Here is a 23,967-nt window from a genome sequence, read left to right as displayed (position 1 = left end):
GCATAAATGAAGGCGGCCTTGTGCCGCCTTTAGTTTTTTCAGGGTTATGTGCGGGCGAGGCTGTCTTTCAACGCGTTAACCCGGTCCCGCAACTGCGCCAGTTCCTCCAGCTCGCAGCCGGTGGCGCCGCCGATTGCGGCCATGATCTTCACGCCCTCTTTTTTGAGGTCGGCGCCCTTTGGCGTTAAGGCCACCAGCACCTGCCGCTCGTCCACCGTGCCGCGTTTGCGGGTTATCAGTCCGGCATGTTCCAGCCTTTTCAGCAGCGGTGAGAGCGTGCCGGAATCCAGCCCCAGCATTTCGCCAAGCGCCTTGACGGTGGAGGTCTGCTTTTCCCAGAGCGCCATCATGACCAGATATTGCGGATAGGTCAGTCCGATAGGGTCGAGCAGCGGTTTATAGGCGCGTGTGAAAGCGTGCGCTGCGCCATAAAGGGCAAAGCATATCTGCTGGTCCAGCCTCAACAGGCTTTCCATCTTAGTGTCGTTGCCCTCTGCGCCCATAGTCCTGCTCCAAAATAAAACCGGGGAGGGAACAATCGGCCCCCGCTTTCGGTTCCTGCCACATGGATGTGCGGCGAAATTTCGTGAAAACTATCGCAAAAAACAAAATTTTATTCAATGTGCAAAATCATATTGCGCACAATTTAATTGTTCGCTATAAACCACTCAACACCAACCCGAAGGGAGTAAATGCCATGCCTATTCTCTACACGACCAAAGCATCCGCCACCGGTGGCCGTGCAGGTAACGCCAAGTCGGAAGACGGCGTTCTCGACGTAACGCTGACCGTTCCGAAGGAACTGGGCGGTGACGGCGCCCGCGGCACCAACCCGGAGCAGCTTTTCGCCGCCGGTTATTCGGCTTGCTTCCTCGGCGCGCTGAAGGCGGTTGCCGGCAAGCAGAAGGTAAAGATCCCGGAAGACACCACTGTGACGGCAACTGTCGGCATCGGCCCGCGCGAAGACGGCACCGGCTTCGGCATTGAAGTGTCGCTGAAGGTCAACATTCCCGGCCTGGAGCGCGAAAAGGCAGAAGAACTGGTCGCTGCCGCCCATATTGTTTGCCCTTATAGCCACGCCATGCGCACTTCTACGGAAGTGCCGGTTTCTGTGGCCTGATATTGCAGCTATCAAAAAGTGGGCCGGGTTTACCCCGGCCTTCTTGTTCGTGGAAATAAATATGCTATATTCTTTCTGAGGAAAGGATGTGCGCCATGAATATTCACGCCAAGACTGCCATGGATCCTGCAGCGCAGGGCAGGGTCGTCACCAAGGCCGTTATCGCCGCTGCCGAGCGGCTGGGCCTGAATGCCGCCCGCACGGCGGATATTCTCGGCGTTTCCGCCCCCACCGTGTCGCGCATGAAGAGGCTGGATTTCCTGCTGGAGCCGGGCGCCAAATCCTTCGAGCTGGCGGTGCTGCTGGTCCGGGTTTTCCGCTCGCTGGACGCGATTGCCGGCGGTGACGAGACCGTTGCGAAAAACTGGCTGCGTAATCACAATACGGCGCTGAACGCCGTACCTGCCGAAAAGCTGACCACCATTACCGGATTGATCGATGTCCTCTCCTATCTGGACGCCCGACGCGCTCCTGTCTGAAAAACGCGCCGCATCGGGAAAATACTGGCGGCTGGTGGAAGCGCAGCATCAGGTTTCCACCATGAAGCTGGTGGATACGGTGGAGGAGCAATCGCTGCTGGAAGATATTCTCGAGACGAGCAAGCGGCCGTTTCCGCCCGAATGCGCCGGTCTCGATTATCTTCTCGCCACGCCTTTCCGTTATGGCGCAGCCTATCCGCACGGCTCGCGTTTCCGCCGTGCGGGTTTCACCGAGGGTGTTTATTACGCCGCGGCAAAGGTGGAGACGGCGCTTGCCGAAATGGCCTTTTACCGGCTGCTGTTTTATGCCGAATCGCCGGGTACGCCGCTGCCCGCCAATCCTGCCGAATATTCCGCCTTTGCCGCCCGTGTCGCCACGGATGCGGCGCTTGATCTGACGAAGCCGGAGCTGAGCCGTAACGAGGCGCTGTGGACCGATCTTACGAATTACGAGCCGTGTCAGGCCTTGGCGGAGCAGGCGCGTGAAGCAAAGGTTGAAGCCATCCTTTACCGCTCGGTGCGCGATCCCGCAGGTGGCCTCAACATCGCAATTTTGTCGCCAAAGGCCTTTGCGGCCAAAACGCCGGTAGAGCGGATGAGCTGGCGCATTCACTTGTCGAAAACCGGAGTGCAGGCCCTGTGCGAATTCCCGATGCGCCGGACGGGCTTTTCTGTTTCGGATTTTGTCAATGACCCGCGTCTGGCCGGCCTCCTGGGGTGAGGTGGCGCTCCGTTTTCTTCTCCCCGCCGGGGAGAAGGTGGCCCGAAGGGTCGGATGAGGGGGCAACGGTAGAGATTTACGGAGAGCTCGCCCTCTCATCCCGCTGCCGCGGACTTCTCCCCGGCGGGGAGAAGAAACAAGCGGCATCCGCTCGGCCTGTTCAGGCCCAGCCGTAAGCCTGAGTCCCGCTACTGCTTGCCCACACGGGCGCGCAGCTCTTCCACATGCGCTGCGATTTCTGGCGTTACGACATCGCCAAAGTCTTCCATTTCGAACAGCGGACGGATTTCAATTTCGCTGCACTCAAGCATTGGGTTGGGGCAGCGTTTCACCCATGCCACCGCTTCATCCATGTCCTTGACATTCCACAGCCAGAAGCCGGCAACCAGCTCGTTGGTGTGCGGGAAGGGGCCATCAATGACAGTTCGGCTGTCGCCATCAAAAACAACCCTCTTGCCCTTGGAGGAGGGGTGCAGCCCGTCGCCGGACTGCATGATGCCGGCATTGACCAGTTCCTCGTTGAATTTTCCCATTGCCGCCATGAGTTCAGTTGTGGGCATGACGCCATCTTCGCTGCTCTTGGTGGCTTTTACAAAAACGATTGCACGCATGATCTTTCCTCCTGGATTGCGTTTTTGGGGTAGTTTCGTCCGTAGTTTCGTTTTCCAGCACGACGGCCCGATGACATTCTGGCCGATAAAAGTGGCGTCATGCCGTCGTGCTGTCAGCCGAGATCGATAAGATCGCGACGCAGCCGGTCGGGGTCGCCACTGCCGATTTTTGCTTCGATTTCCGCATGAGTCTGTTCCCAGATGGGAAAGGCCGCCGCAAGCACGGCCATGCCATCCGCCGTCAGCCGCAGCCGTTTGCCGCGCCTGTCTTTCGGGTCCTGTTCGATGCTGACCAGCCCGCGCCGCTCCAGCGGCTTCAGCGCCGCGGTCAGCGTCGTCCGGTCCATCGCCAGAAGATGGGCGACCGGCCCCATCGGCGGCGGCTCCGGCCGGTTCAGCGACATCAGCAGGGAAAACTGACCATTATTGATGCCAACAGGCTTCAGCGCATTGTCGAACAGCCGCGCCAAGGCCCGTGCAGCGCGCTGGGCGTGCAGGCAAAGACAGGCGTCCCGCACGAAAAGAGTTGTCGAAAAAGGAATCACGCTGGCGTTTGACATGCGATAAATATGTTGATATCAACCTAATTAGTCAAGCGGAACTTGATGCGCCGCTGATGGTTTAACTGACTTTCAACGCAGAAATAGGCGGTGTCCTCCGGTGGAGCGGAGTGGCGCCGTGGTGAAAGACGGATCCAAGGAGGAAAGATCATGTCTCATCCTGTTGTTTCGAATGAAGAGTGGCTTGCGGCCCGCCGCGATCTGCTGGTGAAGGAAAAGGAACTGACCCGCGCCCGTGACCGGCTGAACGAGGCGCGGCGCGCATTGCCCTGGGAAGAGGTGACGAAGGACTATATTTTCGATGCGCCTTCCGGCCCGAAATCGCTCAAGGAACTGTTCGGCGATTGCAGCCAGCTCATCGTTTATCATTTCATGCTGGCGCCTGACTGGGAGGAGGGCTGCACCGGCTGTTCCTTTTTCGCCGACCATGTCGATGGCGCGATGATCCATCTGAAACATGGCGATGCGGGTTTCGTCGCGGTCTCCCGCGCGCCGCTTGAAAAGATCGAAGCCTATAGACACCGCATGGGCTGGAAGTTCCCGTGGGTTTCCGCAGCGGACAGCGATTTCAACTATGATTATCAGGCTTCCTTCCGTGATGAGGATATCAAGGGCGGGGCCATCACCTATAATTACCGTGAAATCGAACCGATGGGCGACCTGAAGGATCTGCACGGCGTCAGCATTTTCGCCAAAGGCGAAGATGGCAAGATCTATCACACTTACTCGGCCTATGCCCGCGGCATGGAGCAGGCGCTCGGCACGCTGATGCTGCTCGATCTTGTGCCAAAAGGCCGTAATGAAGACGGCGTAATGGATTGGGTGCGCCGGCACGATCAATATGAGGACGCGCCGAAAGCTGCAGCCTGCTGCCACTGAAACGGACGGACGAGGAGGAGACCATAATGGAAATGCAAAGCGCCAAGCCGCAGAAGGAACATGAATTCCTGTCGAGAATCGTTGGTGACTGGGTCATGATCGCCAGTTCCGGCCATGAGAATTATGACGCCGACGACCCGTCGCAGCGATTCACCGAGACGGTCCGCTCCATCGGAGGGCTGTGGATCGTCGGCGAGGGCACAGGCAAGATGCCCGACGGTGACGAGATGACAGCCGTGATCACGGTCGGTTTCGACCCGGCCAAGGGCAATTTCGTCGGAAGCTGGATAGGGTCTATGATGACCTATCTCTGGGTCTACAGGGGCTGGCTGGAAGAGGACGGCAAGACCCTGACACTGGAAGCCGAAGGCCCCGCCTTTGACGGTTCCGGCCGCATCGATACCTATCGCGATGTGCTGGTGCTGCATGACGACAATCACCGCAGCTTTTCCGGCAGCGTCCGCCAGCCGGATGGCACATTCAAGACCTTCATGACATCGGAATTCCGCCGGAAGGGGTAAGCCCTGCCGGAACGAGCCGCAAAGACCAGCGCCGCCGCGCCCCGCGGCGGGCGGGATCACCCAATCAAATATAGACGCCCAAACCTCCTGAGGAGACGAAGATGTCCGATACACATGGAAAATTCATCTGGGTTGAACTGATGACGCCTGACATGGAAGCGGCCGCACGCTTTTATGGCCATGTCGTTGGCTGGCAGACCAAGGATTTCGGTTCGCCGGAAATGCCCTATCTGGTGCTGGAAGCCAATGGCAAAGGTATGGGCGGTGTCATGGAACTGACCGAGGAACTTAAGGGTCAGGGCATTCCGCCGAACTGGACCGCTTATGTCGACGTTGACGATGTTGATGCCTCGGCTAAGCTTTTCGAGGAAAAGGGCGGTTCCGTCATGCGCCAGCCGCAGGATATTCCTGAAATCGGCCGGTTTGCTGTGGTGGCGGACCCCTATGGTGCGGTTCTGTGCATCATGACGCCACTGCCGATGGAAAGCGGCGGTTTTCCCGAAGACGCGCAAAACCTGCCCGGCCATGTCGGCTGGCATGAGCTGATGACGGGCGATGTGGATGGAGCGACCGCCTTTTATGGCGAGGTGTTCGGCTGGACCAAGGACCATGATTTCGACATGGGCGAAATGGGGCCGTATCGCATCTTCGCCCATAACGGCAAGGCCATCGGCGGCATGATGAAACGTATGCCGCAGGCGCCCGACTGCTACTGGGGTTATTACTTCAATGTTGAAGGCATTGATGCCGCCATCACCCGCGTCAGCGCCGGCGGCGGCAAGGTCGTCAACGGTCCGATGGAGGTTCCCGGCGAAAGCTGGATCGTCAATTGCCAGGACCCGCAGGGCGCCTTCTTCTCGCTCGTGTCGCAGAAGAAGTAAAAATCATGCCCCTCCCGCCACTGGATTGGCGGGAGGGGCCTTCGTTTGAGAACACTCATGCCGAAGCGAAAAACGCTTCCGCATCTTCGACTTCCACCAGCCGGCGTTTGTCGATCAGCCAGAAACGTGTCCCGACCGCCCGCACGAAACTCCGGTCGTGCGAGACGAGCACGCAACTGGCCTGACGGCCGGTAATTTCCGCCTCCAGCGCTTCCTGCCCCTCAATGTCGAGGTGGTTGGTCGGCTCGTCCAGCAGGTAGAAATTCGGCTCGGTCAGGCGCAGCGCCAGCATGGCAAGCCGCGCCTTCTGCCCGCCGGAAAGCGTCGCGATGCGACGTTTCTGCATTTCCATGTCGATGCCTGCACCGGCGAGCAAACCGTGCGCGCGCTGGTCGCCTATGTCGAAGCGGTGTGTGATGAGCGTCAGCGGCGTGCTGGCATCATCGATTTCGGCGAGCGACTGGTCGACATATCCCGCCACCAGCGAGGGGGTGGCCTTGATGCCCTCCGCCACCTGTTCGTCAGCCCTTATTGCCGCCTTCAGAAGCGAGATCAGCCGCGTCTTGCCGACGCCGTTATGGCCGAGAATGACGATGCGGTCGCCTTGGCGGATGAATTGCCGGCCGGTGCGGAACAGCAAGGTGCCATCCGGTGTCGAGACGGGAATATCCTCCAGCGTCACCAGTACCTTGGCGTGTGTGCCGCGATTGGCAAGCTGGATCTTTCCGGCAGATCGATCCTGATGGGCGGGCCGCGCATTTTCCTCCAGCTTTTCGGCGCGCTCCCGCAATTGCTTGGTCTTGATGGTCAGAAGATCGCTGCCCGAATTGATGCCGATATTGTTGAGCTTCGCCGCCTGCCGGCGCAATTGTTGCACGGTCTTCATGTCGCGCTCGAAACGCCGTCCATCGGCGGCATCCTCCTCTTCGAGCGCCCTTCGCGCATGCCCATAGGGCAACCGGAAGAGCGAGGAATTTTCCGGCCGCAGGAACAGCGTGGCTTTGGTGACATTGTCGAGAAAGGCGCGGTCATGGCTGACAATGACCACCGCCGTATCGCGGGGCAATTGTTGCAGAAAACCCTCCAGCACCTTGATTTTTTCAAGGTCGAGATGGTTGGTCGGCTCATCGAGCAGCAATAAGTCCGGCTCGGTGATCCATGCCCGCGCCAGCATGGCAAGCCGCTGCCAGCCACCGCTCAGCTGTTGCAGGGAGCGATGGCGATAGCTTTCCGGCACAGCCATCTCATCGAGGATGATGTCGGCCCGCCAGCTGTCGCTGTCGATTACATCCGCCGGCAGGGCGGATAATACCGCATCCCGCATTGTCCGTGGGAGAAGGGCCGGGGGCAGATGCTGGTGGACGATGGACTGCGTCAACCCGCGTAACCGGGTGATGCCGCCGCTGCTGGCATCCAGTTCGCCAGCAAGGCAATTGAGCAGGGTGGATTTGCCGCAGCCATTCGCCGCGACAATGCCGATGCGGTCTCCCGCATGGATGGTGAGGCTGAGACCGGAAAAAAGCGGCTTGCCCAGAATGATTCCGAGGTTTCGAAGCGTGATAAGGGTCATGATGTATCTCTGGCGAAACGGATCATCAACGAAGCTGGCTGCCACATGCGGGCAGGGTTGTTCGGTCGAGATGATCCGTCATGAAAACATGCGCAATGGCAGACGAGCTGCGTTCCGCGCGGCCTTTTGGGCAAACCAGAGTCTTGGAAGTTCCGGTCAGCCCTGCAAACGCATCTGCAGGGCAGAAAGGTGGCGGATCTGGCGGTAACGCCAGAAGCAGGAAATATCCATGCGAAGCCTCCTTTCTTGATACGGGTTGAACCGCTTGATGATTAGCAGCGGTGGTGGCGGGAGGCAATGGGTTTTGCGCAGGTGCGGCCGTTATAGGATGGCGCTACGGTGCGGCACCGTTTCTTCTTCCCGCCGGGGAGAAGGTGGCCCGAAGGGTCGGATGAGGGGGCAACCTTGCCGAATATCTCTACCCTGTCCCCCTCATCTCGCTGCCGCGGACTTCTCCCCGGCGTGGAGAAGAAACAAGTGGCGCACGCTCGACCTGCATAGGTGCTTCAATACATATTTACCGCTTCAAACTACCCAAAATCCCGCGCACGATCGCCCGCCCTACGGATGTCGCAACAGAACGGGCGGCACTTTTCATCGCCGCTTCGATCACCGTTTCGCGCTGGTAGCCGGTCTTGCGGGTGCCGCCATTGCGCGAGCCGGTCGAGGCCGGTGCGGGCTCCTCGTCGCCGAAGCCCGGCAGGCGCCAGCGTCCGGAAGCGTTGTCGGACTGGTTGGCGGCATTTTCCTCTTCCGCGCGCTTGGCGGCTTCGGCTTCCGCCGCCTTCTGGGCGCGGGCAGCGAGGATTTCGAAGGCGGATTCCCGGTCGATATCCTTGTCATATTGGCCGGCGAAGGGGCTGAGATCGATCAGCGATTTGCGTTCCGCATCGGTGAGCGGCCCGACTCGGCCCGAGGGCGGGCGCACGAGGGTGCGTTCCACGATGGAAGGCGCGCCCTTGTCATGCAGGGTGGAAATCAACGCCTCACCCGTGCCAAGCGTGGTGATGGTGTCGGCGGTGTTGAAGGCCGGGTTCTGGCGGAAGGTGTCGGCGGCGGTGCGCACGGCCTTCTGCTCGCGCGGCGTATAGGCGCGCAGCGCATGCTGCACACGGTTGCCGAGCTGGGCAAGAACGGTTTCCGGCACGTCGAGCGGGTTCTGCGTCACGAAATAGACACCCACGCCCTTGGAGCGGATGAGGCGCACCACCTGTTCCACGCGCTCGACCAGCACCTTCGGCGCATCGTTGAACAGCAGATGTGCCTCGTCGAAGAAGAACACCAGACGCGGCTTTTCCGGGTCGCCCACCTCAGGCAGTTCCTCAAACAGTTCCGAGAGCATCCAGAGCAGGAAGGTGGCGTAAAGGCGCGGGTTCATCATCAGCCGGTCAGCCGCAAGAACCGAAACCGTGCCGCGGCCATCCGCGCCGACGCGCATGATGTCGGCAATCTTCAATGCCGGCTCGCCGAAGAAATTTGCGGCGCCCTGCTGTTCGAGAACCAGCAGCCCGCGTTGCAGTGAGCCGACCGAGGCCTTGGAAATCAGGCCGAACTGGTTGGAAAGCGCCGACGCGTTTTCGCCCATATAATTCAGCAGCGATTGCAGGTCTTTCAGATCAAGCAGCGGCAGCCCGCCCTGATCGGCGATCTTGAAGGCGATGTTGAGCACGCCTTCCTGCGCTTCCGATGCGTCCATCAGTCGGGCAAGCAGCAGCGGTCCCATTTCGGCGATGGTGGCGCGCACGCGATGGCCTTTTTCGCCGTAGAGATCCCAGAAGATGACAGGCGATTTTCCATAGGAGAAATCCGTAAAGCCAATCTGCTCGGCGCGTTTCTGCACCCAGTCTTTCGCCTCGCCCTCGGCCGCGATGCCGGAAAGGTCGCCCTTGATATCGGCGCAGAACACCGGAACGCCGGCCTTCGAATAGCCTTCGGCGAGAACCTGCAACGTCACGGTCTTGCCCGTTCCCGTCGCGCCGGTGATGAGACCGTGGCGGTTGCCGAATTTCAGTTCCAGATATTCGCCCTTGTTCAGGCTGTCATCCGGATTGCGGCTGGTCCCGATATAGAGCTGTCCGTCCTGCAACATCGACCAATTTCTCCTGCGGCTGATGCATGACCCTTAAATCACCATGGATTTCACAAAAGTCATGTCCGAATTAAAAGCGTAACGAGCGTGCCTTGACCGCTGATGGTAAACGCGGCCTTTTCATAGTTTGGTTGTGATGATCTTATAAGGACAGTTTCAAGGCGCAACAACTGCTTGATGGCGATGAATAAAAAGCGCTTGATGAAAGTTGCCGCACCTATCCGTGGCCGCTTGAATGCGGCATGAGATTGTTTTACGTTGACGTTAACGTCAGTTATTCGATGTTGGCGTCGTTTTTCAACAGGAGGCAAGAATGAACGAAATCGTTGATCAGATCGCCGCAAAGGCGGGTATCGACCCTCAACTGGCCGAAAAGGCCGTCGGCATGATTCTCGGTTTTCTCCAGCGCGAGGCGGCCGACGGCCCGATCGCCAAGATGATCGAAGCCATTCCGGGCGCCAGTGATCTCGTGGCGCAATATAACGGTGAGGGTACCGGTAATGGCGGCGGTGGTCTGCTGGGCGGACTGATGAGCGCGATCGGCGGCGGCGGCATCATGGGTCTTGGCCAGCAGTTGATGAGCCAGGGTATCGGCATGAGCGAGATTTCCACGCTGGCCAAGGAAACCATCGCCGTTGCCCGTCAGCACGCGGGCGATGAGACCGTTGACCAGGTGATTGCCTCGGTTCCGGGCCTTAGCCAGTTCGCTTGAGGCGACATTAATCCATTGCGGGGCGCGGCGGCTGTTCTTTGAATCGCCGCCGCGCCTCTTCTATGTCCGCATGGTGCGTTTCCGCCCAGATCCACACGCCGCAAAAGGCGCTGCCGAGCGTGCGGCCGAGATGGGTGAGATCATAATCCACATGCGGCGGAATGACGGGATGCACGGTGCGGCGCACCAGCCCGTCGCTTTCCATCTGCCGCAGCGTTTTTGTCAGCATCTTCTGGCTGATGCTGCCCACATGTTTGCCAATCTGTGTGAAACGCAGTGTGCCGTGCTCTTCCAGCACTTCCAGAATGAGCATCGTCCATTTGTCCGCCACCTTGGCGATAATGTCCTGAACCAGCGCCTCGATGACCGGATTGGTATCCGTGGGCGGCGGAACCTTGCGCCGGCTCTCAATGGTCGGATCGGCGGCGTGCCGTTTCATCTTACACTCTCCTTTGGGTAAGTATAAATCTTTTGGGTGCCTACTTTCGATTGGAGAGTATCATAGCTAACTTCCTTTCAGCCAACAAGCAAAGGATGCTGCAATGAAAATCACCGGCAACACCATTCTCATCACCGGCGGCGGTTCCGGCATCGGCCGGGCGCTGGCGGAAGCGTTTCATAAGGCCGGCAACCGGGTCATCATTTCCGGCCGCCGCCAGGCCGTGCTCAACGAGGTGACGGCCGCCAATCCCGGCATGGCCTCGATGGTGATGGACGCAACCGACGCCGCAGGCATCCGCGCTTTCGCCGAGGCGCTGGTGAAGGCCCATCCGGCCCTCAACGCCGTCATCAACAATGCCGGCATCATGCGGCCGGAAGACATCGCCGCAGCACCGGATTATCTCGACACGGCCGAAGAAACCATTGCCACCAATCTTCTCGCACCCATTCGCCTCACGGCGGCGCTTTTGCCGCATTTCCTCAAGCAACCCGCCGCAACGGTGCTCACGGTGTCCTCCGGTTTGGCCTTCGTGCCCATGGTGCTGACCCCCACCTACAGCGCCACCAAATCGGCCATCCATGCCTATTCGGTTGCGCTGCGCGAGCAGCTGAAGGAGACACCGGTGGAGGTCATCGAAATCGTGCCGCCCTATGTGCAAACGACACTAATGGGCGAGGGGCAGGCGAGTGATGAAAGGGCCATGCCGCTCGACGCCTTCATTTCCGAGGTGATGGATATTCTTGAAAATCGCCCGGATGAGAAGGAAGTTGTGGTGGATCGCTGCAAGCCGCTGCGTTTCGCCGCGCAGAACGGTAATTTCGATCAGGTCTTCGCCATGATCAACCATATGCATCCGTAAACGGCAGCGTCTGTCGCAAGGGGGCATCCTGTGATAGCGTCGCGCTCTTATCCGCGGAGCGCGCGCTTTCATGGCCCAAGGCCAGTTCCTGATGCCGAAAACCAGCATGCCCGGTGTTGCCGCCGTGGTGGCGGATAGTGATCGCTCCTTTCCACGCCATATGCACGACCAGTTCGGCATCGGTCTCATCGAGCGCGGCGCGCAGAAATCGCTTTCCGGTCGTGGCATGGTGGAAGCGGGCGCCGGCCATCTCATCACCGTCAATCCGGGCGAGGTGCATGATGGCATTCCGCTCGGGGAGGGCGGCCGCGCCTGGCGGATGCTCTATCTCGATATCAATATCGTTCGTGACGCCATTGCCGATATCGGCGAGAAGGATCGAGGTTCTTTCGAATTCGCCTATCCCGTTGATGCAAGGCCTTTGGCGGAGCGGTTCAACGCTGTCTTTTCCGCCGTCACTACGAAGGAACGACCGGGCGAAACCCTTGATAGTGATGAGACCTTGCTGATGCTTCTGGCGGCTGCGATGGAGACGCCGGCGAAGCCCGACGAAATCGCCGCATCCGAGAATATAAGGCGGGCGAAAAGCAGCATCGATGACGAGCCCTCCCGGTCGTTCCGCCTTGCCGATCTGGCGAGCGAGGCAGGCATGAGCCAGTTCCGCTTCCTGCGGGCTTTCGCCAGGGCGACGGGCCTGACCCCGCACAGCTATCTTCTCCAGCGTCGCGTGCATGTGGCCCGGCATGCGCTGGCCAGCGGCACCCCGCCCGCCGAGGCGGCCTTCATCGCCGGTTTTGCCGATCAGAGCCATCTGAACCGGTTCTTCGTGCGGCAATTCGGGGTGACGCCGGCGGTTTATCGGGCGGCGCTTTCGTAGATGCTTTCTCCGCCCTCATTCCTGTGCTTGTCACAGGAATCCAGCCAGCCCAAGTCCTTGGGCTGAAAAGAGTCCTCCCGCCGCGCAGACGCGCGTCGACTGGATTCCTGTGACAAGCACAGGAATGAGGATGGAGTGGGCTGGCCGGTAGTGTGACTCGCCACTTCGGCGCGAGCCTTCGAGCGTCTGTGCTGCAATTTCATCCAAGACGCGCACCCCACGCACCATCATGCTCCTGTCCTCCACCCACAGGACACACCCGCACCATGACACCCGAATTCCTCATCACATCTTTCATCGTCGCCGCGTCTCCCGGAACCGGCGTGGTCTACACGCTGGCCGCCGGTCTTTCGCAGGGGGCGAGGGCGAGCATCGTCGCGGCCTTCGGCTGCACGCTTGGCATCGTGCCACATCTGCTCGCCGCCATCACCGGCCTTGCCGCCATACTGCACGCCAGTGCGCTGGCCTTCGGTATCGTCAAATATCTGGGGGTCGCCTATCTTCTCTACATGGCGTGGAACACGCTGCGGGAAGACGGTGCGCTGAAGATCGACGACACCAGGGAGCCTCAGAAAGCCGCCCGCATCATCGGCGAGGCGATCCTCATCAATCTGCTGAACCCCAAACTGTCGATCTTCTTTTTCGCCTTCCTGCCGCAATTCATCGCGCCGGATGAGGCCTTGCCGACATGGCGCATGGTCGATCTCGGGTTGATCTTCATGGCCATGACGTTTCTGGTCTTTGCGCTTTACGGCTGCTTTGCCGCCTCGGTCCGGCGGCAGGTGGTGTCACGCCCTGCGGTTCTCGCCTGGCTGCGGCGCAGCTTCGCGGCCGCTTTCGTGGCGCTGGGTGTGAAGCTGGCCCTGACCGAGCGATAAGACGGGAGCGGATGGCCCCGTTGCCTCAGTCGTCCCAATCGGGCGCGAGGTGGCCGGGGCTGACGATGCGGCCATTCGGCTTTGCAAGCGCGTGGATCGCCTGCATTTCCTCTTCCGTCAGCGCAAAATCGAAAACATCGAAATTCTCCTTGAGGCGGCTTTCCGTCGCGGTCTTGGAAAGCGCCACGATATCCGGCTGCTGCACCGCCCAGCGCAGGGTCACCTGCGCGGCGGTCTTGCCGTGTTTCGCGCCGATATCCTTCAGAACGGGATCGTTCGGCACCCGGCCGTCGGCCATCAGATAATAGGCCGTCACCGACATCCCGTGTTTGCGCGCCGCCGAAATCACCTTCGTCTGGTCGAGATAGGGGTGATATTCGATCTGGTTGGTGGCAAGCGGTGTGTCCGACAGTTTTACCGCCTCGTCGGTCAGCGCCACGTTGAAGTTGGAAATGCCGATATTGCGCGCCTTGCCGGCCTTGCGCACCGCGTTCAGCGCGCCCATGCGTTCGGCAAGCGGCACATCGCTTTTCGGCCAGTGCAGCAGCAGCAGATCGACATGGTCGGTCTTCAGTTTCGCAAGGCTTTCATCGACGGAGGCGAGAAAATCGTCGTGACGGTAACGGTCCACCCAGACCTTGGTGGTCAGGAAGATATCATGCCGGGAAATGCCCGATTGCGCGATGACCTCACCGACGGCCCCCTCATTCTTGTAGATCTGGGCGGTATCCACATGGCGGAAGCCGAGTTTCAGCGCTTCCGGCAGAATGCGCCTGATATCGTCTTCCGGAATGCGGAAGGTGCCGAAACCGAGGGCGGGAATATTCGCGCCATTCGCGCTGACGTCATACATGGATGTCTCTCCTGTTTGCTGAAAACATGGCCGGCGGGGGAGGCCGGGCGGGGAAGCCGTCTTTCATTAACTGGTGTCCGAGCAATCGGTTTCAACCCGGCGGGACGATATCACATCAGCACGTAATCCACCGGGCGCGGGTCGGCCGGCAGATCGGTCTCGCCCATCGCCTCGCGCAGATTGATTTCGATGGTGGTGGCAAGCGCATTGATCGGCAGCGCATTGAAGCCGGAGCCGAAGGGGTCTTCCAGCTCGTCGGACAGCGCATCGAGACCGAAAAACGTATAAGCGATGAGCGTGCTGGTGAAAGGCGTGGCCCAGCCGAGCAGATCCGTGAAACCGAACGGCAAAAGCAGGCAGAAGAGATGCGCGGTGCGGTGAAGCAGCAGCGAATAACCGAAGGGAACAGGCGTATGGCGAATACGCTCGCACGCGGCCTGTGCGGCCGCCATCTGCTGCACGGTGGCATCCAGCATCTGCAACTGTATATCGCTGATCTGCCCCTTCGCATTGGCGGAAACGAAGGCGCCGGATATTTCGCGCAACAGCATGTCCGGCTTGTTGCGGCTGCGGGCATAGGTCTGCGAAATGTCATCGGGAATGAGGCGGGCCGCGGTGGCGGTCGCGTCACCGGGGCGCAGATGCGAGACCAGCGCATGGCAGAAGGCGATTGCGAGATCGATGATCCGCCGGCGGGCAACGGGACCGGCGACATCCTGCCGGCTCTCGAGCATGGTGCTCTGGCGTGCCAGCGTGCGCGCCCCGGTCATCAGCGCGCCCCATTGCTTGCGGGCCTCCCACCAGCGGTCGTAACAGGCATTGGCGCGAAAACCGAGGAACACCGAAAGCGCAATACCGAGCAGCGAAAATGGCGCGCCGTTCAGCGCCTGCACCAGATCCGGCCGGACCTTATGCGCCCAGACAACCAGCGTCGACAGCAGGAAAACGGCAAGCACCTGCGGAAAGATGCGGACGACGATGGAGCCGCGCAGGATGGTGAAAAGTTGCAGCAGGTTCGGTTTTGGACGAACGATCATGGTGGAGACTCAAAATGCCTGTGATGGTGGCGGGAACGCGAAAATCCCCGCACATATTTACATGATGGCACGTCGGGCTTGTCCACTCCTTTTTGCGCGGTTGCGCCCGGCAGCGGGCGGAGTTACCCCTCGGGTCGCGTCGGCGAATGTCGGCGGCACGATCCGAATGGGCGGATGGAAGGAAATGTCGCATGTCACGCTCAGAACGGCTGCTTGATCTGTTGCAGATCCTTCGTTCCCACCGCTTGCCGGTCAGCGGTGCGGCCCTTGCCACGCAGACCGGCGTCAGCCTGCGCACGCTCTACCGCGATATAGCGACGCTTCAGGCGCAGGGCGCGGATATCGAGGGCGAGGCCGGCGTGGGTTATGTGCTGCGCCCCGGCTTCCTTTTGCCGCCGCTGATGTTTTCCGGGCAGGAAATCGAGGCGCTGGTGCTGGGTTCGCGCTGGGTGGCGGGTCGTGCCGATGCAGGGCTGGCCGAAGCCGCGCGTGCTGCGCTCGTCAAGATCGCCGCCGTGCTTCCCGATGCCCTGCGCGAAGAACTCGACAATTCCACTCTGCTCATCGGCCCCGGGCAAGCCATGGCAGCCATCCGCGTCGATCTCGCCGAAATTCGCGATACGATCCGCAAGGAGAGCAAGGTCGTGATAACCTATCGTGACGAAATGGGAGAGTTGACGGAGCGGGTGATCTGGCCTTTCGCACTCGCATTTTTCGATCTGGTGCGGGTGGTGCTGGCATGGTGTGAGACGCGGCAGGATTTTCGCAGTTTCCGGGCCGATCGCATCGAAACTTTCCGCCCTCTGAACAGCCGTTATCCCCGCCGCCGGCAGGCTTTGCTGAAAGAATGGCGCGAGCGCGAAAAACAGCGGCGGCGGCGGGATCATGCTGACAAAAACTGACAGCAGGCGGGTCTAGACATCGTTCATCCGCAACACAGGAGAACGACCATGACCCACCCCGATTTCACCATCCTCTATGTCGATAACCCGCCGGCCAGCACGCAGTTTTACAAAACCCTGCTGGGTACGGAGCCGGTCGAATCCTCGCCCACATTCTCGCTTTTCGTGCTTCAGAACGGCATGAAGCTCGGCCTCTGGTCGCGTCACACGGTGGAGCCGAAGGCAGCGGCGACGGGCGGTGGCGGCGAGCTTGCCTTCCGTGTCGAAACCGACGCTCAGGTGGATGAGACTTTCGCCGGCTGGCAGGCAAGAGGCGTCGCCATGCTGCAGCAGCCCGCAAAAATGGAATTCGGCTATACCTTTACGGCCACTGACCCCGACAACCACCGTCTCAGGGTCTATGCCTTCGCGGGCTAACGTTACTTCTTCACCGCAACCACAAACAGCCGTGGAAAGCGCAGAAGCAGGCGGCCGTCCGCCATCGGCGGATAGGCCGCCTCGATGCGCCGCGTGTAGTCGGCGAGGAAGGCTTCGTGGTTTTCCTCGCCGGCGGCGGTGAGATAGGGGCGAAGCCCGGTGCCTTTAACCCATTCGACGATGCTTTCCGCATCCTTCATCGGGTGATTGTAGATGGTGTGCCACACATCCACGCGAGCGGCTTTCGGCGCCAGTGCGTTGAAATAGTCGGATGGCGCGGGCAGGGGTTTGCGCCGCAGCCTGCCATCGGCAAATGTGTCTTTCCACGCGCCGTTGGCCCCGGTCTCCTCCATGGCGCGATGCGTCGGCTCCTGCAGATTGTCGGGCATCTGCACGGCCAGAACCCCGCCGCTTTCCAGCTGGTCCATCAATTGCGAGAGAACGGTGAGATGATCCGGCACCCACTGGAACACGGCATTGGCGTAAAGCAGGTCCGCCTTCTGCGCCGGCTTCCACTGGGCAAGATCGGCCTTGCCGAAACGTGTATTCGGCAGCCGGTCCGCGGCCTTTTCCAGCATGTCGTCGTCGCTGTCGATGCCGGTGATGACATTGACACCATAACGGTCGGTCAGAAGCTCGGTGGAATTGCCCGGCCCGCAGCCGAGATCATAGCCGTTCAGCACTCGCTCCAGCGGCACCTGCGCCAGAAGGTCCCGGGCGGGACGTGTCCGCTCATCTTCGAATTTGAGATATTGCTGGGCGGACCATGCCATGATTTCCTCCTGCAAGAGAGCTGTAAGACCGTGAGCATCGCACGGGCGAAATAGCGCCGCCATCATCCGATGCATGAATTATTGTGATGAACCTATTCACCAACCTTTTGTTTCGCCTCATAAAACATCTTTCCCGGGGTGTCGCTTTGTTATTTTCCATCAAAATCTGAAATCGCGGCAATTAAAACTTGACCTCATCAGGCGAGAGGCATTCACTCCGGCCGATTTCCAGAGCATTTCCAATAAAGTGCAAAGCGTTTTGCGCCGGGAATTGCTGCAAGACAAAAAGACGGAGCGTTTTTACCGAAACGCTTGAGACAGGAGACCATCATGAGCGTCGATACCGCACCCCGATCAACCACCTGGACCTATGTTGACGGTCAATGGCTGCCCGGCAATCCGCCGCTCATCGGCCCGACCTCGCATGCCATGTGGCTGGCCTCCACGGTGTTTGACGGCGCGCGCTGGTTCGATGGCGTGGCGCCCGATCTCGATCTGCATTGCCAGCGCGTCAACCGCTCGGCCGTCAATATGGGCATGAAGCCGACCATGACGGCGGAAGAGATCGAGAACCTGGCGCTGGAAGGCGTCAAGAAATTCGACGGCGAGATGGCGATCTATATCAAGCCGATGTATTGGGCCGAACACGGCATGCCCGGCAGCGTCGTGGCGCCGGATGCCAGTTCCACCCGCTTTGCGCTCTGCCTTTTCGAAGCGCCGATGGATGCCGGCAAGCCGCTGACGCTCACCGTCTCGCCGCTGCGCCGCCCTTCGCCGGAAACCGCGATGACAGACGCCAAGGCCGGCAGCCTTTACCCCAATAGCGGCCGCGCCATTCTGGAAGCCCGTTCGCGCGGCTTCGACAACGCCCTCATGCGCGACATGAACGGCAATGTTGCCGAGTCGGCCTCCGCCAACATCTTCATGGTCAAGGACGGCGTCGTCCTCACCCCCGTTCCGAACCGCACTTTCCTTGCCGGCATCACCCGTTCACGGGTGATTGGCCTGCTGCGCCAGGCCGGTTTCGATGTGCGCGAGGCGACCTTGTCGGTCGAGGATTTCCGCGAGGCCGATGAAATCTTCTGCTCGGGCAATTATTCGAAAGTATCGCCGGTCGTGAAGCTCGATGACCGGGAATTGCAGGCCGGACCCGTGGCGCGCAAGGCGCTCGATCTTTACATGGACTGGGCGCGTCTCGGCACCGACGTCTGAGCCTTCAGCAAGTCCTGTTTTCAGAAGCCGCGATGGGTCCATAACCGTCGCGGCTTTTATTTTGCCTTGCGATATTTACCCTGAAAATTAAGGGGCAATTTAATCCAATTTTAGAAAACCACCCTGTAGTCTGCGGCATTATCGATTTAGGCTATGGGGGCCACCAATGTTTTTCAGCATACGCAATATACTTGTGGGTTTTTTTCTGGTTGTCGGCATCGCACTTGCGGGTTTTGTCGGCAACGCCATGTGGCAATCCGTTCATCGCGCCCGCACGTTTTCGGACGTCGCGCAGCTCGTTTCGCTCGACAGGCTGCTGTTTAACGCCCTGCTGAATTTCCGCAGCGAACGCGGCAACAGTGCCTCGGCGCTGACCGTCGATCCGGCGAAGACCGCCAATACCATCGCCAGCGTGCAGGCATCGCGCCAGAAGGTGGATGCAGCGATGGGCGCCTTCCTCGAACAGTCTGCCGCACTTGATCAGGCTGGCCTTCAGGCGCCGCTTGCCCGCGTGAAGGATATCTACACGCAATTTCAGGAATTGCGCAAAAAGGTCGACGCCAACGTTACCCTGCCGCTCGACCGTCGCGAAAACGGGCTGGACAAGACTGTGCTGGCGCTCGGCCAGGATTTCCTGACCGCACTTGAGACGGGATCGACCGCGGTGGAGGGAGAGGTTCGCTCGCTGGACCAGAGCCTGACCGGTCTCATACAGCTCAGATCCTATGGCTGGTCGGCACGTGCGCTCGGCGGCAGCGCCACCGTCGTCATCAATGCGGTCGTCGCCCAGCAGCGGCCGCTCACCCCGCAGGAGATCCAGCAGCTCGGTAATTTCGATGCCGGCGCGGCGTTTGCGTGGAAAGCCACCGGCGAACTCGTCGCGCATGAATCAACGCCGCAAGCCCTGAAGGATATCTACGCCACTGCCGACCGGACCTATTTCAAGGGCGATTTCGTCGCGCAGCGCGCCAAGCTTGTCGATGATCTGAATAACGGCCGCACGCCGTCCTTCACCATCGATACATGGCGCAATACGGTCACGGCCAGCCTCGATACGGTCGCGAAAATCGCCTCCGAGGCGATGGAGGTTCTCAATGCAAGCGCTGAAAAGGCCAAGCAGCAGGCCTTCATCGGCGCGATGATCTATCTCGCGGCTTTCATCCTCACGCTTGGGGTCTGCATTCTCTGCCTTGCCGTCATCATCGGCCGCGTCACCCGCCCGATCAGCCGGTTGACCAAAGCGATGATGGAATTGTCCACCGGCAACCTGACCGTCGATGTATCCGGCTCCAGACGCAGCGACGAAATCGGCGAGATGGCCCGCGCGGTGGAAATCTTCCGCGAAGCGGCCATTCGCAACCGCGAGCTGGAGATGCAGGCGGACGCCAATCGCGACAAGGCCGAGCGCGACCGCGTCGAATTGCAGCAGCGCGCCGAAGCCGAGGCCGAGGAACGGCTCAATCAGGCGACCGGCTCGCTGGCCGGCGGCCTTCGCCGGCTTGCCTCCGGTGATATGGTCTGCGAGATCGCTACGCCGTTCGCGCCGCAATTCGAGGCGCTGCGGCATGATTTCAACAGCTCCGTCCACCAGCTGCGCGAGGCGCTGACAAGCGTCGGCCACTCCGTCCAGACGGTGAACGGCGGCGCGCATGAGGTTTCGTCCGCCTCCGACGATCTGTCCCGTCGCACCGAGCAGCAGGCCGCGTCTCTGGAAGAGACCGCCGCCGCGCTCGAGGAAATCACAGCCAATGTCACCGCCACCTCCAAGCGGGCGAGCGATGCACGCGACACGGTGCGCGATGCGCGCACCAAGGCTGATCTTTCCGGCAAGGTGGTGCGCGATGCCGTCTCCGCCATGGAACGCATCGAGCATTCCTCGCGCCAGATCGGCCAGATCATCGGTGTTATCGACGAGATTGCTTTCCAGACCAACCTTCTGGCGCTGAATGCCGGCGTCGAGGCGGCGCGGGCGGGTGATGCCGGCAAGGGCTTTGCCGTGGTGGCGCAGGAAGTGCGCGAACTGGCGCAGCGTTCCGCCAATGCCGCCAAGGAAATCAAGCAGCTGATCAACACCTCCGCCATCGCCGTGGGCGAGGGCGTCAGGCTGGTGGCCGATACTGGCGTCGGCCTTTCCGAGATCGAACAGCTGGTGCTTTCCGTCAACACCCATATGGACGCCATCGCCACGGCGGCGCAGGAACAGTCGGCCGGTCTTTCCGAGGTGAATACCGCCGTCAACCACATGGATCAGGCCACGCAGCAAAATGCCGCCATGGTTGAGGAAATGAACGCGGCCGGCGCGGGGCTGGCGCAGGAATGCGCCAATCTCCAGGCGCTGCTTTCGCAATTCCAGCTCGGCCAGCAGGCCTCCGCCTTGCATGAGACGGCAAGGCAGATGCGGCGCGCCGCAAGCCCCGGCCGCACTCCGGCCTATCCCGCTCCGGCCCATCCTGCTCTGAAGGCCCGCCCGGTTGCCGCACGCGGCAATGCGGCGCTGGCCGTGAGGGGTGATGACTGGGCGGAGTTCTGAAGGCGATCCAGCGTTGGATATGGCGAGGAACTGGCATCCACCCGCCGTCACCACTTGATCCGGGGCCCAATGCGATCAAGTCCTTGATCGCGAGAGAGTCCTTTCACGGCGCAGACGCGCCGTGGCTGGATGCCGGATCAAGTCCGGCATAACGGAAGAAAAGTGTCCTCCTCAACTGCCCGGGCCCGCATCCGCAACAGGTGCGGGCTTCATCGTTTCCGCACATCCGGCAGCGCAGCGGCAAGCGCCCGCAGCGGCGCGGTCATATGTTTGTCGCGTCTCATCGCCAGCGCGATCCGCCTTTCGAGCGGCGGGACGAGAGAGCGCCATTCAAGCCCGGACGCCGCCCCTTCGTGCTCCATCGCCATGCGCGGCACGATGGCAAGCCCAAGGCCCGCGCCCGCCAGTTTCTTGATCGCCTCGACGCTGCCCAGTTCCATGGCGGGCTGCACGGTGCGGCCGCTCGTCGAAAACCATTGATCCACCAGCCTGCGCGTATTACCGCCCTCGTAAAGCAGCAGTGGCCGCGTCGAAAGTGTTTCGGCGGTGAGTGCCGTTGCATCAGGGACGGCGCCATGCGGGAAAACCGCGACCAGTTCGTCGAGATGGATGTCGCTGACGTCGAGGCTGCGGCCGCTGGCGGGCAGGGCCACCACTGCCGCGTCGATCGTATTGGCCTCCAGCAGCCGCAAGATATCGTGGGTATTGCCGGTCTGCACGATGATTTCGATGCCTGGCATCGCCTGCCGGATGCGGCCCAGCACCGGCGGCAGCAGGTAGATGCAGGCGGTGGCGCCCGTGCCGATGCGCAGGCGTCCCGTCACCCCGCTGCGATGCGGCGCGACGGTATCGATGGCATGCGCCACTTCTTCCGCAATCCGCCTTGCATGGATGAGAAAATCCCGGCCCGCCGCTGTCGGCTGCGCGCGTCTGCCGACCCTTTCGATCAGCCGCACGCCAAGCTGCTTTTCGAGCAGCCTTATATGCAGGCTGATGGCCGGCTGCGTTAGCCCAGCCTTGTCGGCGGCGGCGGAAAAACTGCCGAGATCAGCCACATCCATGAAACTGCGCACCTGCCGCAGATCGAGGTCCATCATCAAAGAAAACCTTATCGTTTGTATAAGATAGATAATCTTTATTTTGGATGCGCCGCAATGCACAATGATGGCGTGAATGATCCGCAGGACAAGAGAATGACCCTTCCCACCGTTTCCAGCCTTACCATCCGCCCCTGTGAAGAGACGGATATTCCAGCCATTACCGAAATTTACCGGGACGCCGTGCTTCATGGCCGCGCCAGCTTCGAGATCGATCCGCCAACGGTGGAGACGATGGCCGAGCGCCGTCGCCTTCTGGTGGAGGGTAACTATCCCTATCTCGTCGCCGATGTCGGCGGAAAGGTAGCCGGATATGCCTATGCCGGCGCCTATCGCGCACGCCCGGCCTATGGCGCGGCGGTCGAGAATTCCGTTTACGTCGATCCGGCCATGAAAGGCATGGGCATCGGCCGCAAGCTGCTCGATGCGCTGATTGCGGAGGCGACCGCACGCGGCTTCCGGCAGATGATCGCGGTCATCGGCGATTCGGCCAATGCCGCCTCGATCGGCGTGCACCGTGCCGCCGGTTTCGAGCATATCGGCACCTTCAAATCCATCGGCTGGAAACACGGCCAATGGCTGGATACCGTGCTGATGCAGCGTGCGCTGGGCGAGGGTGACACCACGCCGCGCTTCTGAGTCGTCAGGGCGGAATGGCGAAAACCGTGAGCGGTTTTCGCCTGAAATCCCGCTCTCGCTGGAAGAATTAAGGCTTGGTGGAGCCGGGGATTTCGACCTTCAGCGTATCGCCGGCCAGCTCGCTGCCCAGTTCCACCGCCTTGGTCTTCTTGTCGTAAACGCAGATATGGCTGACCGTCGCATCCGCGCCTTTCGCCTTGCCGGTAAGGATGGCAAGGCCGTAATTCTCGCTGCCGACGGGATCAACCACTGCCTTGGCATCCTCGATCATGTCCCTGGCGCCCGCAAGGCAGGCGGTCTGCACATCCGCCACGAATTCCTTCCACGCATCATCCGATGATGCGGCGGCGGGGAGTGCCAGGGATGCGAAGGCTGCGAAGAAGAGAATGTTTCGGGTGATGAAGCGCGTCATGGAATTTCCTTCCTGCATTTTCGGTAAAAGCGAACCGATAGGGTGGAAAACGGTACGCCAGGGTTGTGAAACAAATGTGGTGGCAGCCGGCTCGAGACGAATTTTCTCTTTTGTCGGAACATTTTGATATTTCGCAGGTTGCCCAAACAGAGGTTCGCTCCTATGGTCCGCTCACACGGTTTCTAGGAGCGGTAACCCGCTGCAAAAAGGAGTAAAAACCATGGCCTTCGAACTTCCCGAACTCCCCTACGACTACGATGCGCTTGCACCTTACATGTCGCGCGAGACGCTCGAGTTCCATCACGACAAGCACCACAAGGCATATGTCGACAACGGTAACAAGCTGGCTGCCGAAGCCGGTCTTTCCGACCTGTCGCTCGAGGAAGTCGTGAAGAAGTCCTTTGGCACCAATGCCGGCCTCTTCAACAACGCTGCCCAGCACTACAACCACGTCCATTTCTGGAAGTGGATGAAGAAGGGCGGCGGCGGCAACAAGCTGCCGGGCAAGCTGGAACAGGCGATTGCTTCCGATCTCGGCGGCTACGACAAGTTCAAGGCTGACTTCATCGCTGCCGGCACCACCCAGTTCGGCTCCGGCTGGGCATGGCTCTCCGTCAAGAACGGCAAGCTCGAAATCTCCAAGACCCCGAACGGCGAAAACCCGCTGGTTCATGGCGCTGATCCCATCCTCGGCGTCGACGTCTGGGAACATTCCTACTACATCGACTACCGCAACCTGCGCCCGAAGTACCTGGAAGCCTTCGTTGATAACCTCATCAACTGGGACTACGTCCTGGAGCGTTACGAAGCCGCTGCCAAGTAAGGCTTGGCGAACGGAATTTTTGAACACCCGGCCTTTGTGCCGGGTGTTCTGCTTTTGGGGCGTGCGTGCCGTT

27 protein-coding genes are annotated in these 23,967 nt (G+C 60.5%); 16 read left to right on the top strand and 11 right to left on the bottom strand.

The window, feature by feature from the left end:
- Positions 1–44 precede the first annotated feature (44 nt).
- On the bottom strand, positions 45–503 hold the full coding sequence (locus ACQZ5F_RS09005) for a MarR family winged helix-turn-helix transcriptional regulator (RefSeq protein ID WP_225339358.1): 459 nt from the start codon (positions 501–503) through the stop codon (positions 45–47).
- A gap of 194 nt (positions 504–697) precedes the next feature.
- Between ACQZ5F_RS09005 and ACQZ5F_RS09000 the strand changes: the two genes are divergently transcribed.
- The 3 genes from ACQZ5F_RS09000 (at position 698) to ACQZ5F_RS08990 (ending at position 2,320) form a co-directional block, all read left to right on the top strand.
- Positions 698–1,120: an organic hydroperoxide resistance protein gene (locus ACQZ5F_RS09000; RefSeq protein WP_003511906.1), complete on the top strand. Its 423-nt coding sequence runs from the start codon at positions 698–700 to the stop codon at positions 1,118–1,120.
- 95 nt (positions 1,121–1,215) lie between these two features.
- Positions 1,216–1,599: an MbcA/ParS/Xre antitoxin family protein gene (locus tag ACQZ5F_RS08995; protein WP_046798939.1), complete on the top strand. Its 384-nt coding sequence runs from the start codon at positions 1,216–1,218 to the stop codon at positions 1,597–1,599.
- Entirely contained in the window at positions 1,559–2,320 is a 762-nt protein-coding gene (locus ACQZ5F_RS08990; RefSeq protein WP_225339357.1) for an RES family NAD+ phosphorylase, read from the top strand. The genes ACQZ5F_RS08995 and ACQZ5F_RS08990 overlap by 41 nt, the downstream gene beginning before the upstream one ends.
- A gap of 188 nt (positions 2,321–2,508) precedes the next feature.
- Here the strand turns inward: ACQZ5F_RS08990 and ACQZ5F_RS08985 are convergent, their stop codons facing one another.
- Complete coding sequence (locus ACQZ5F_RS08985; protein ID WP_225339356.1) at positions 2,509–2,931, bottom strand: YciI family protein; 423 nt, start codon at positions 2,929–2,931, stop codon at positions 2,509–2,511.
- 113 nt (positions 2,932–3,044) lie between these two features.
- Positions 3,045–3,491, bottom strand: coding sequence for a MarR family winged helix-turn-helix transcriptional regulator (locus ACQZ5F_RS08980; RefSeq protein ID WP_046798570.1), 447 nt, complete (start codon positions 3,489–3,491; stop codon positions 3,045–3,047).
- Positions 3,492–3,641: 150 nt separating this feature from the next.
- Between ACQZ5F_RS08980 and ACQZ5F_RS08975 the strand changes: the two genes are divergently transcribed.
- The 3 genes from ACQZ5F_RS08975 to ACQZ5F_RS08965 all read left to right on the top strand — a co-directional run bounded on the left by ACQZ5F_RS08975 (position 3,642) and on the right by ACQZ5F_RS08965 (position 5,772).
- Positions 3,642–4,370 (top strand): DUF899 domain-containing protein, encoded by a 729-nt coding sequence (locus ACQZ5F_RS08975; protein ID WP_046798571.1) that lies wholly within the window; start codon positions 3,642–3,644, stop codon positions 4,368–4,370.
- A gap of 26 nt (positions 4,371–4,396) precedes the next feature.
- Positions 4,397–4,891 (top strand): DUF1579 domain-containing protein, encoded by a 495-nt coding sequence (locus ACQZ5F_RS08970; RefSeq protein ID WP_225339355.1) that lies wholly within the window; start codon positions 4,397–4,399, stop codon positions 4,889–4,891.
- A 101-nt stretch (positions 4,892–4,992) separates the two neighbouring features.
- Complete coding sequence (locus ACQZ5F_RS08965) at positions 4,993–5,772, top strand: VOC family protein (RefSeq protein ID WP_046798573.1); 780 nt, start codon at positions 4,993–4,995, stop codon at positions 5,770–5,772.
- A 55-nt stretch (positions 5,773–5,827) separates the two neighbouring features.
- On the opposite strand, the gene ACQZ5F_RS08960 is transcribed toward ACQZ5F_RS08965, so the two are convergent.
- The gene (locus ACQZ5F_RS08960) at positions 5,828–7,342 is read right to left on the bottom strand and encodes an ABC-F family ATP-binding cassette domain-containing protein (RefSeq protein WP_225340025.1); all 1,515 of its coding nucleotides are present in this window, start codon (positions 7,340–7,342) and stop codon (positions 5,828–5,830) included.
- A 517-nt stretch (positions 7,343–7,859) separates the two neighbouring features.
- The gene (locus ACQZ5F_RS08955) at positions 7,860–9,431 is read right to left on the bottom strand and encodes a helicase HerA-like C-terminal domain-containing protein (protein ID WP_046798575.1); all 1,572 of its coding nucleotides are present in this window, start codon (positions 9,429–9,431) and stop codon (positions 7,860–7,862) included.
- A gap of 313 nt (positions 9,432–9,744) precedes the next feature.
- Between ACQZ5F_RS08955 and ACQZ5F_RS08950 the strand changes: the two genes are divergently transcribed.
- Positions 9,745–10,143, top strand: a complete 399-nt coding sequence (locus tag ACQZ5F_RS08950) for a DUF937 domain-containing protein (RefSeq protein WP_046798576.1) — start codon at positions 9,745–9,747, stop codon at positions 10,141–10,143.
- Positions 10,144–10,150: 7 nt separating this feature from the next.
- Here ACQZ5F_RS08950 and ACQZ5F_RS08945 read toward each other — a convergent pair whose 3' ends face one another.
- A complete protein-coding gene (locus tag ACQZ5F_RS08945; protein WP_052817498.1) occupies positions 10,151–10,582 on the bottom strand; it encodes a winged helix-turn-helix transcriptional regulator in 432 nt (143 codons plus the stop codon).
- 103 nt (positions 10,583–10,685) lie between these two features.
- On the opposite strand from ACQZ5F_RS08945, the gene ACQZ5F_RS08940 reads away from it, so the two are divergent.
- The 3 genes from ACQZ5F_RS08940 (at position 10,686) to ACQZ5F_RS08930 (ending at position 13,199) form a co-directional block, all read left to right on the top strand.
- Positions 10,686–11,444 carry an SDR family oxidoreductase gene (locus ACQZ5F_RS08940; RefSeq protein ID WP_225246382.1) on the top strand — a complete coding sequence of 253 codons (759 nt, stop codon included), beginning with the start codon at positions 10,686–10,688 and terminating at the stop codon, positions 11,442–11,444.
- A gap of 70 nt (positions 11,445–11,514) precedes the next feature.
- Entirely contained in the window at positions 11,515–12,321 is an 807-nt protein-coding gene (locus tag ACQZ5F_RS08935; protein ID WP_225340026.1) for an AraC family transcriptional regulator, read from the top strand.
- A 266-nt stretch (positions 12,322–12,587) separates the two neighbouring features.
- Positions 12,588–13,199, top strand: coding sequence for a LysE family translocator (locus ACQZ5F_RS08930; protein WP_225340027.1), 612 nt, complete (start codon positions 12,588–12,590; stop codon positions 13,197–13,199).
- A gap of 25 nt (positions 13,200–13,224) precedes the next feature.
- Here ACQZ5F_RS08930 and ACQZ5F_RS08925 read toward each other — a convergent pair whose 3' ends face one another.
- Positions 13,225–14,052, bottom strand: a complete 828-nt coding sequence (locus ACQZ5F_RS08925) for an aldo/keto reductase (protein WP_225340028.1) — start codon at positions 14,050–14,052, stop codon at positions 13,225–13,227.
- A 110-nt stretch (positions 14,053–14,162) separates the two neighbouring features.
- Positions 14,163–15,089: a bestrophin family protein gene (locus ACQZ5F_RS08920; RefSeq protein WP_225340029.1), complete on the bottom strand. Its 927-nt coding sequence runs from the start codon at positions 15,087–15,089 to the stop codon at positions 14,163–14,165.
- Positions 15,090–15,280: 191 nt separating this feature from the next.
- Between ACQZ5F_RS08920 and ACQZ5F_RS08915 the strand changes: the two genes are divergently transcribed.
- Positions 15,281–15,991 (top strand): helix-turn-helix transcriptional regulator, encoded by a 711-nt coding sequence (locus ACQZ5F_RS08915; RefSeq protein ID WP_225340030.1) that lies wholly within the window; start codon positions 15,281–15,283, stop codon positions 15,989–15,991.
- Between the two features lie 48 nt (positions 15,992–16,039).
- Positions 16,040–16,408, top strand: coding sequence for a VOC family protein (locus ACQZ5F_RS08910; RefSeq protein WP_052817514.1), 369 nt, complete (start codon positions 16,040–16,042; stop codon positions 16,406–16,408).
- A gap of 2 nt (positions 16,409–16,410) precedes the next feature.
- On the opposite strand, the gene tam is transcribed toward ACQZ5F_RS08910, so the two are convergent.
- A complete protein-coding gene (gene tam, locus ACQZ5F_RS08905; RefSeq protein ID WP_225340031.1) occupies positions 16,411–17,181 on the bottom strand; it encodes a trans-aconitate 2-methyltransferase in 771 nt (256 codons plus the stop codon).
- A gap of 330 nt (positions 17,182–17,511) precedes the next feature.
- Between tam and ACQZ5F_RS08900 the strand changes: the two genes are divergently transcribed.
- The gene (locus tag ACQZ5F_RS08900) at positions 17,512–18,393 is read left to right on the top strand and encodes a branched-chain amino acid aminotransferase (RefSeq protein ID WP_225340032.1); all 882 of its coding nucleotides are present in this window, start codon (positions 17,512–17,514) and stop codon (positions 18,391–18,393) included.
- A 166-nt stretch (positions 18,394–18,559) separates the two neighbouring features.
- Positions 18,560–20,923, top strand: a complete 2,364-nt coding sequence (locus tag ACQZ5F_RS08895) for a methyl-accepting chemotaxis protein (protein WP_225340033.1) — start codon at positions 18,560–18,562, stop codon at positions 20,921–20,923.
- Between the two features lie 209 nt (positions 20,924–21,132).
- Here ACQZ5F_RS08895 and ACQZ5F_RS08890 read toward each other — a convergent pair whose 3' ends face one another.
- Positions 21,133–22,020, bottom strand: a complete 888-nt coding sequence (locus ACQZ5F_RS08890; RefSeq protein ID WP_137083746.1) for a LysR family transcriptional regulator — start codon at positions 22,018–22,020, stop codon at positions 21,133–21,135.
- A 96-nt stretch (positions 22,021–22,116) separates the two neighbouring features.
- On the opposite strand from ACQZ5F_RS08890, the gene ACQZ5F_RS08885 reads away from it, so the two are divergent.
- Positions 22,117–22,659 (top strand): GNAT family N-acetyltransferase, encoded by a 543-nt coding sequence (locus tag ACQZ5F_RS08885; RefSeq protein ID WP_225340034.1) that lies wholly within the window; start codon positions 22,117–22,119, stop codon positions 22,657–22,659.
- Positions 22,660–22,726: 67 nt separating this feature from the next.
- Here the strand turns inward: ACQZ5F_RS08885 and ACQZ5F_RS08880 are convergent, their stop codons facing one another.
- Positions 22,727–23,071, bottom strand: a complete 345-nt coding sequence (locus ACQZ5F_RS08880) for a hypothetical protein (RefSeq protein WP_175414438.1) — start codon at positions 23,069–23,071, stop codon at positions 22,727–22,729.
- Between the two features lie 220 nt (positions 23,072–23,291).
- On the opposite strand from ACQZ5F_RS08880, the gene ACQZ5F_RS08875 reads away from it, so the two are divergent.
- Positions 23,292–23,894 (top strand): superoxide dismutase, encoded by a 603-nt coding sequence (locus ACQZ5F_RS08875; RefSeq protein ID WP_046798591.1) that lies wholly within the window; start codon positions 23,292–23,294, stop codon positions 23,892–23,894.
- Positions 23,895–23,967 lie beyond the last annotated feature (73 nt).

Source organism: Agrobacterium sp. 22-210-1 (assembly GCF_053522525.1).
The sequence above is the reverse complement of the archived record's forward strand: the minus strand, read 5'-3'. Positions and strand labels throughout refer to the sequence as shown.

What these genes read in the sequence shown, in the direction of transcription:
- ACQZ5F_RS08925 (WP_225340028.1), bottom strand. Translation starts at nt 14,052, where the DNA reads ATGTATGACGTCAGCGCGAATGGCGCGAATATTCCCGCCCTCGGTTTC.
- ACQZ5F_RS08985 (WP_225339356.1), bottom strand. Translation starts at nt 2,931, where the DNA reads ATGCGTGCAATCGTTTTTGTAAAAGCCACCAAGAGCAGCGAAGATGGC.
- ACQZ5F_RS08885 (WP_225340034.1), top strand. Translation starts at nt 22,117, where the DNA reads ATGACCCTTCCCACCGTTTCCAGCCTTACCATCCGCCCCTGTGAAGAG.
- ACQZ5F_RS08935 (WP_225340026.1), top strand. Translation starts at nt 11,515, where the DNA reads ATGGCCCAAGGCCAGTTCCTGATGCCGAAAACCAGCATGCCCGGTGTT.
- ACQZ5F_RS08980 (WP_046798570.1), bottom strand. Translation starts at nt 3,491, where the DNA reads ATGTCAAACGCCAGCGTGATTCCTTTTTCGACAACTCTTTTCGTGCGG.
- ACQZ5F_RS08965 (WP_046798573.1), top strand. Translation starts at nt 4,993, where the DNA reads ATGTCCGATACACATGGAAAATTCATCTGGGTTGAACTGATGACGCCT.
- ACQZ5F_RS08955 (WP_046798575.1), bottom strand. Translation starts at nt 9,431, where the DNA reads ATGTTGCAGGACGGACAGCTCTATATCGGGACCAGCCGCAATCCGGAT.
- ACQZ5F_RS08880 (WP_175414438.1), bottom strand. Translation starts at nt 23,071, where the DNA reads ATGACGCGCTTCATCACCCGAAACATTCTCTTCTTCGCAGCCTTCGCA.
- ACQZ5F_RS08915 (WP_225340030.1), top strand. Translation starts at nt 15,281, where the DNA reads ATGTCACGCTCAGAACGGCTGCTTGATCTGTTGCAGATCCTTCGTTCC.
- ACQZ5F_RS09005 (WP_225339358.1), bottom strand. Translation starts at nt 503, where the DNA reads ATGGGCGCAGAGGGCAACGACACTAAGATGGAAAGCCTGTTGAGGCTG.
- ACQZ5F_RS08940 (WP_225246382.1), top strand. Translation starts at nt 10,686, where the DNA reads ATGAAAATCACCGGCAACACCATTCTCATCACCGGCGGCGGTTCCGGC.
- tam (WP_225340031.1), bottom strand. Translation starts at nt 17,181, where the DNA reads ATGGCATGGTCCGCCCAGCAATATCTCAAATTCGAAGATGAGCGGACA.
- ACQZ5F_RS08970 (WP_225339355.1), top strand. Translation starts at nt 4,397, where the DNA reads ATGGAAATGCAAAGCGCCAAGCCGCAGAAGGAACATGAATTCCTGTCG.
- ACQZ5F_RS08875 (WP_046798591.1), top strand. Translation starts at nt 23,292, where the DNA reads ATGGCCTTCGAACTTCCCGAACTCCCCTACGACTACGATGCGCTTGCA.
- ACQZ5F_RS09000 (WP_003511906.1), top strand. Translation starts at nt 698, where the DNA reads ATGCCTATTCTCTACACGACCAAAGCATCCGCCACCGGTGGCCGTGCA.
- ACQZ5F_RS08975 (WP_046798571.1), top strand. Translation starts at nt 3,642, where the DNA reads ATGTCTCATCCTGTTGTTTCGAATGAAGAGTGGCTTGCGGCCCGCCGC.
- ACQZ5F_RS08990 (WP_225339357.1), top strand. Translation starts at nt 1,559, where the DNA reads ATGTCCTCTCCTATCTGGACGCCCGACGCGCTCCTGTCTGAAAAACGC.
- ACQZ5F_RS08995 (WP_046798939.1), top strand. Translation starts at nt 1,216, where the DNA reads ATGAATATTCACGCCAAGACTGCCATGGATCCTGCAGCGCAGGGCAGG.
- ACQZ5F_RS08945 (WP_052817498.1), bottom strand. Translation starts at nt 10,582, where the DNA reads ATGAAACGGCACGCCGCCGATCCGACCATTGAGAGCCGGCGCAAGGTT.
- ACQZ5F_RS08900 (WP_225340032.1), top strand. Translation starts at nt 17,512, where the DNA reads ATGAGCGTCGATACCGCACCCCGATCAACCACCTGGACCTATGTTGAC.
- ACQZ5F_RS08890 (WP_137083746.1), bottom strand. Translation starts at nt 22,020, where the DNA reads ATGATGGACCTCGATCTGCGGCAGGTGCGCAGTTTCATGGATGTGGCT.
- ACQZ5F_RS08930 (WP_225340027.1), top strand. Translation starts at nt 12,588, where the DNA reads ATGACACCCGAATTCCTCATCACATCTTTCATCGTCGCCGCGTCTCCC.
- ACQZ5F_RS08895 (WP_225340033.1), top strand. Translation starts at nt 18,560, where the DNA reads ATGTTTTTCAGCATACGCAATATACTTGTGGGTTTTTTTCTGGTTGTC.
- ACQZ5F_RS08950 (WP_046798576.1), top strand. Translation starts at nt 9,745, where the DNA reads ATGAACGAAATCGTTGATCAGATCGCCGCAAAGGCGGGTATCGACCCT.
- ACQZ5F_RS08960 (WP_225340025.1), bottom strand. Translation starts at nt 7,342, where the DNA reads ATGACCCTTATCACGCTTCGAAACCTCGGAATCATTCTGGGCAAGCCG.
- ACQZ5F_RS08910 (WP_052817514.1), top strand. Translation starts at nt 16,040, where the DNA reads ATGACCCACCCCGATTTCACCATCCTCTATGTCGATAACCCGCCGGCC.
- ACQZ5F_RS08920 (WP_225340029.1), bottom strand. Translation starts at nt 15,089, where the DNA reads ATGATCGTTCGTCCAAAACCGAACCTGCTGCAACTTTTCACCATCCTG.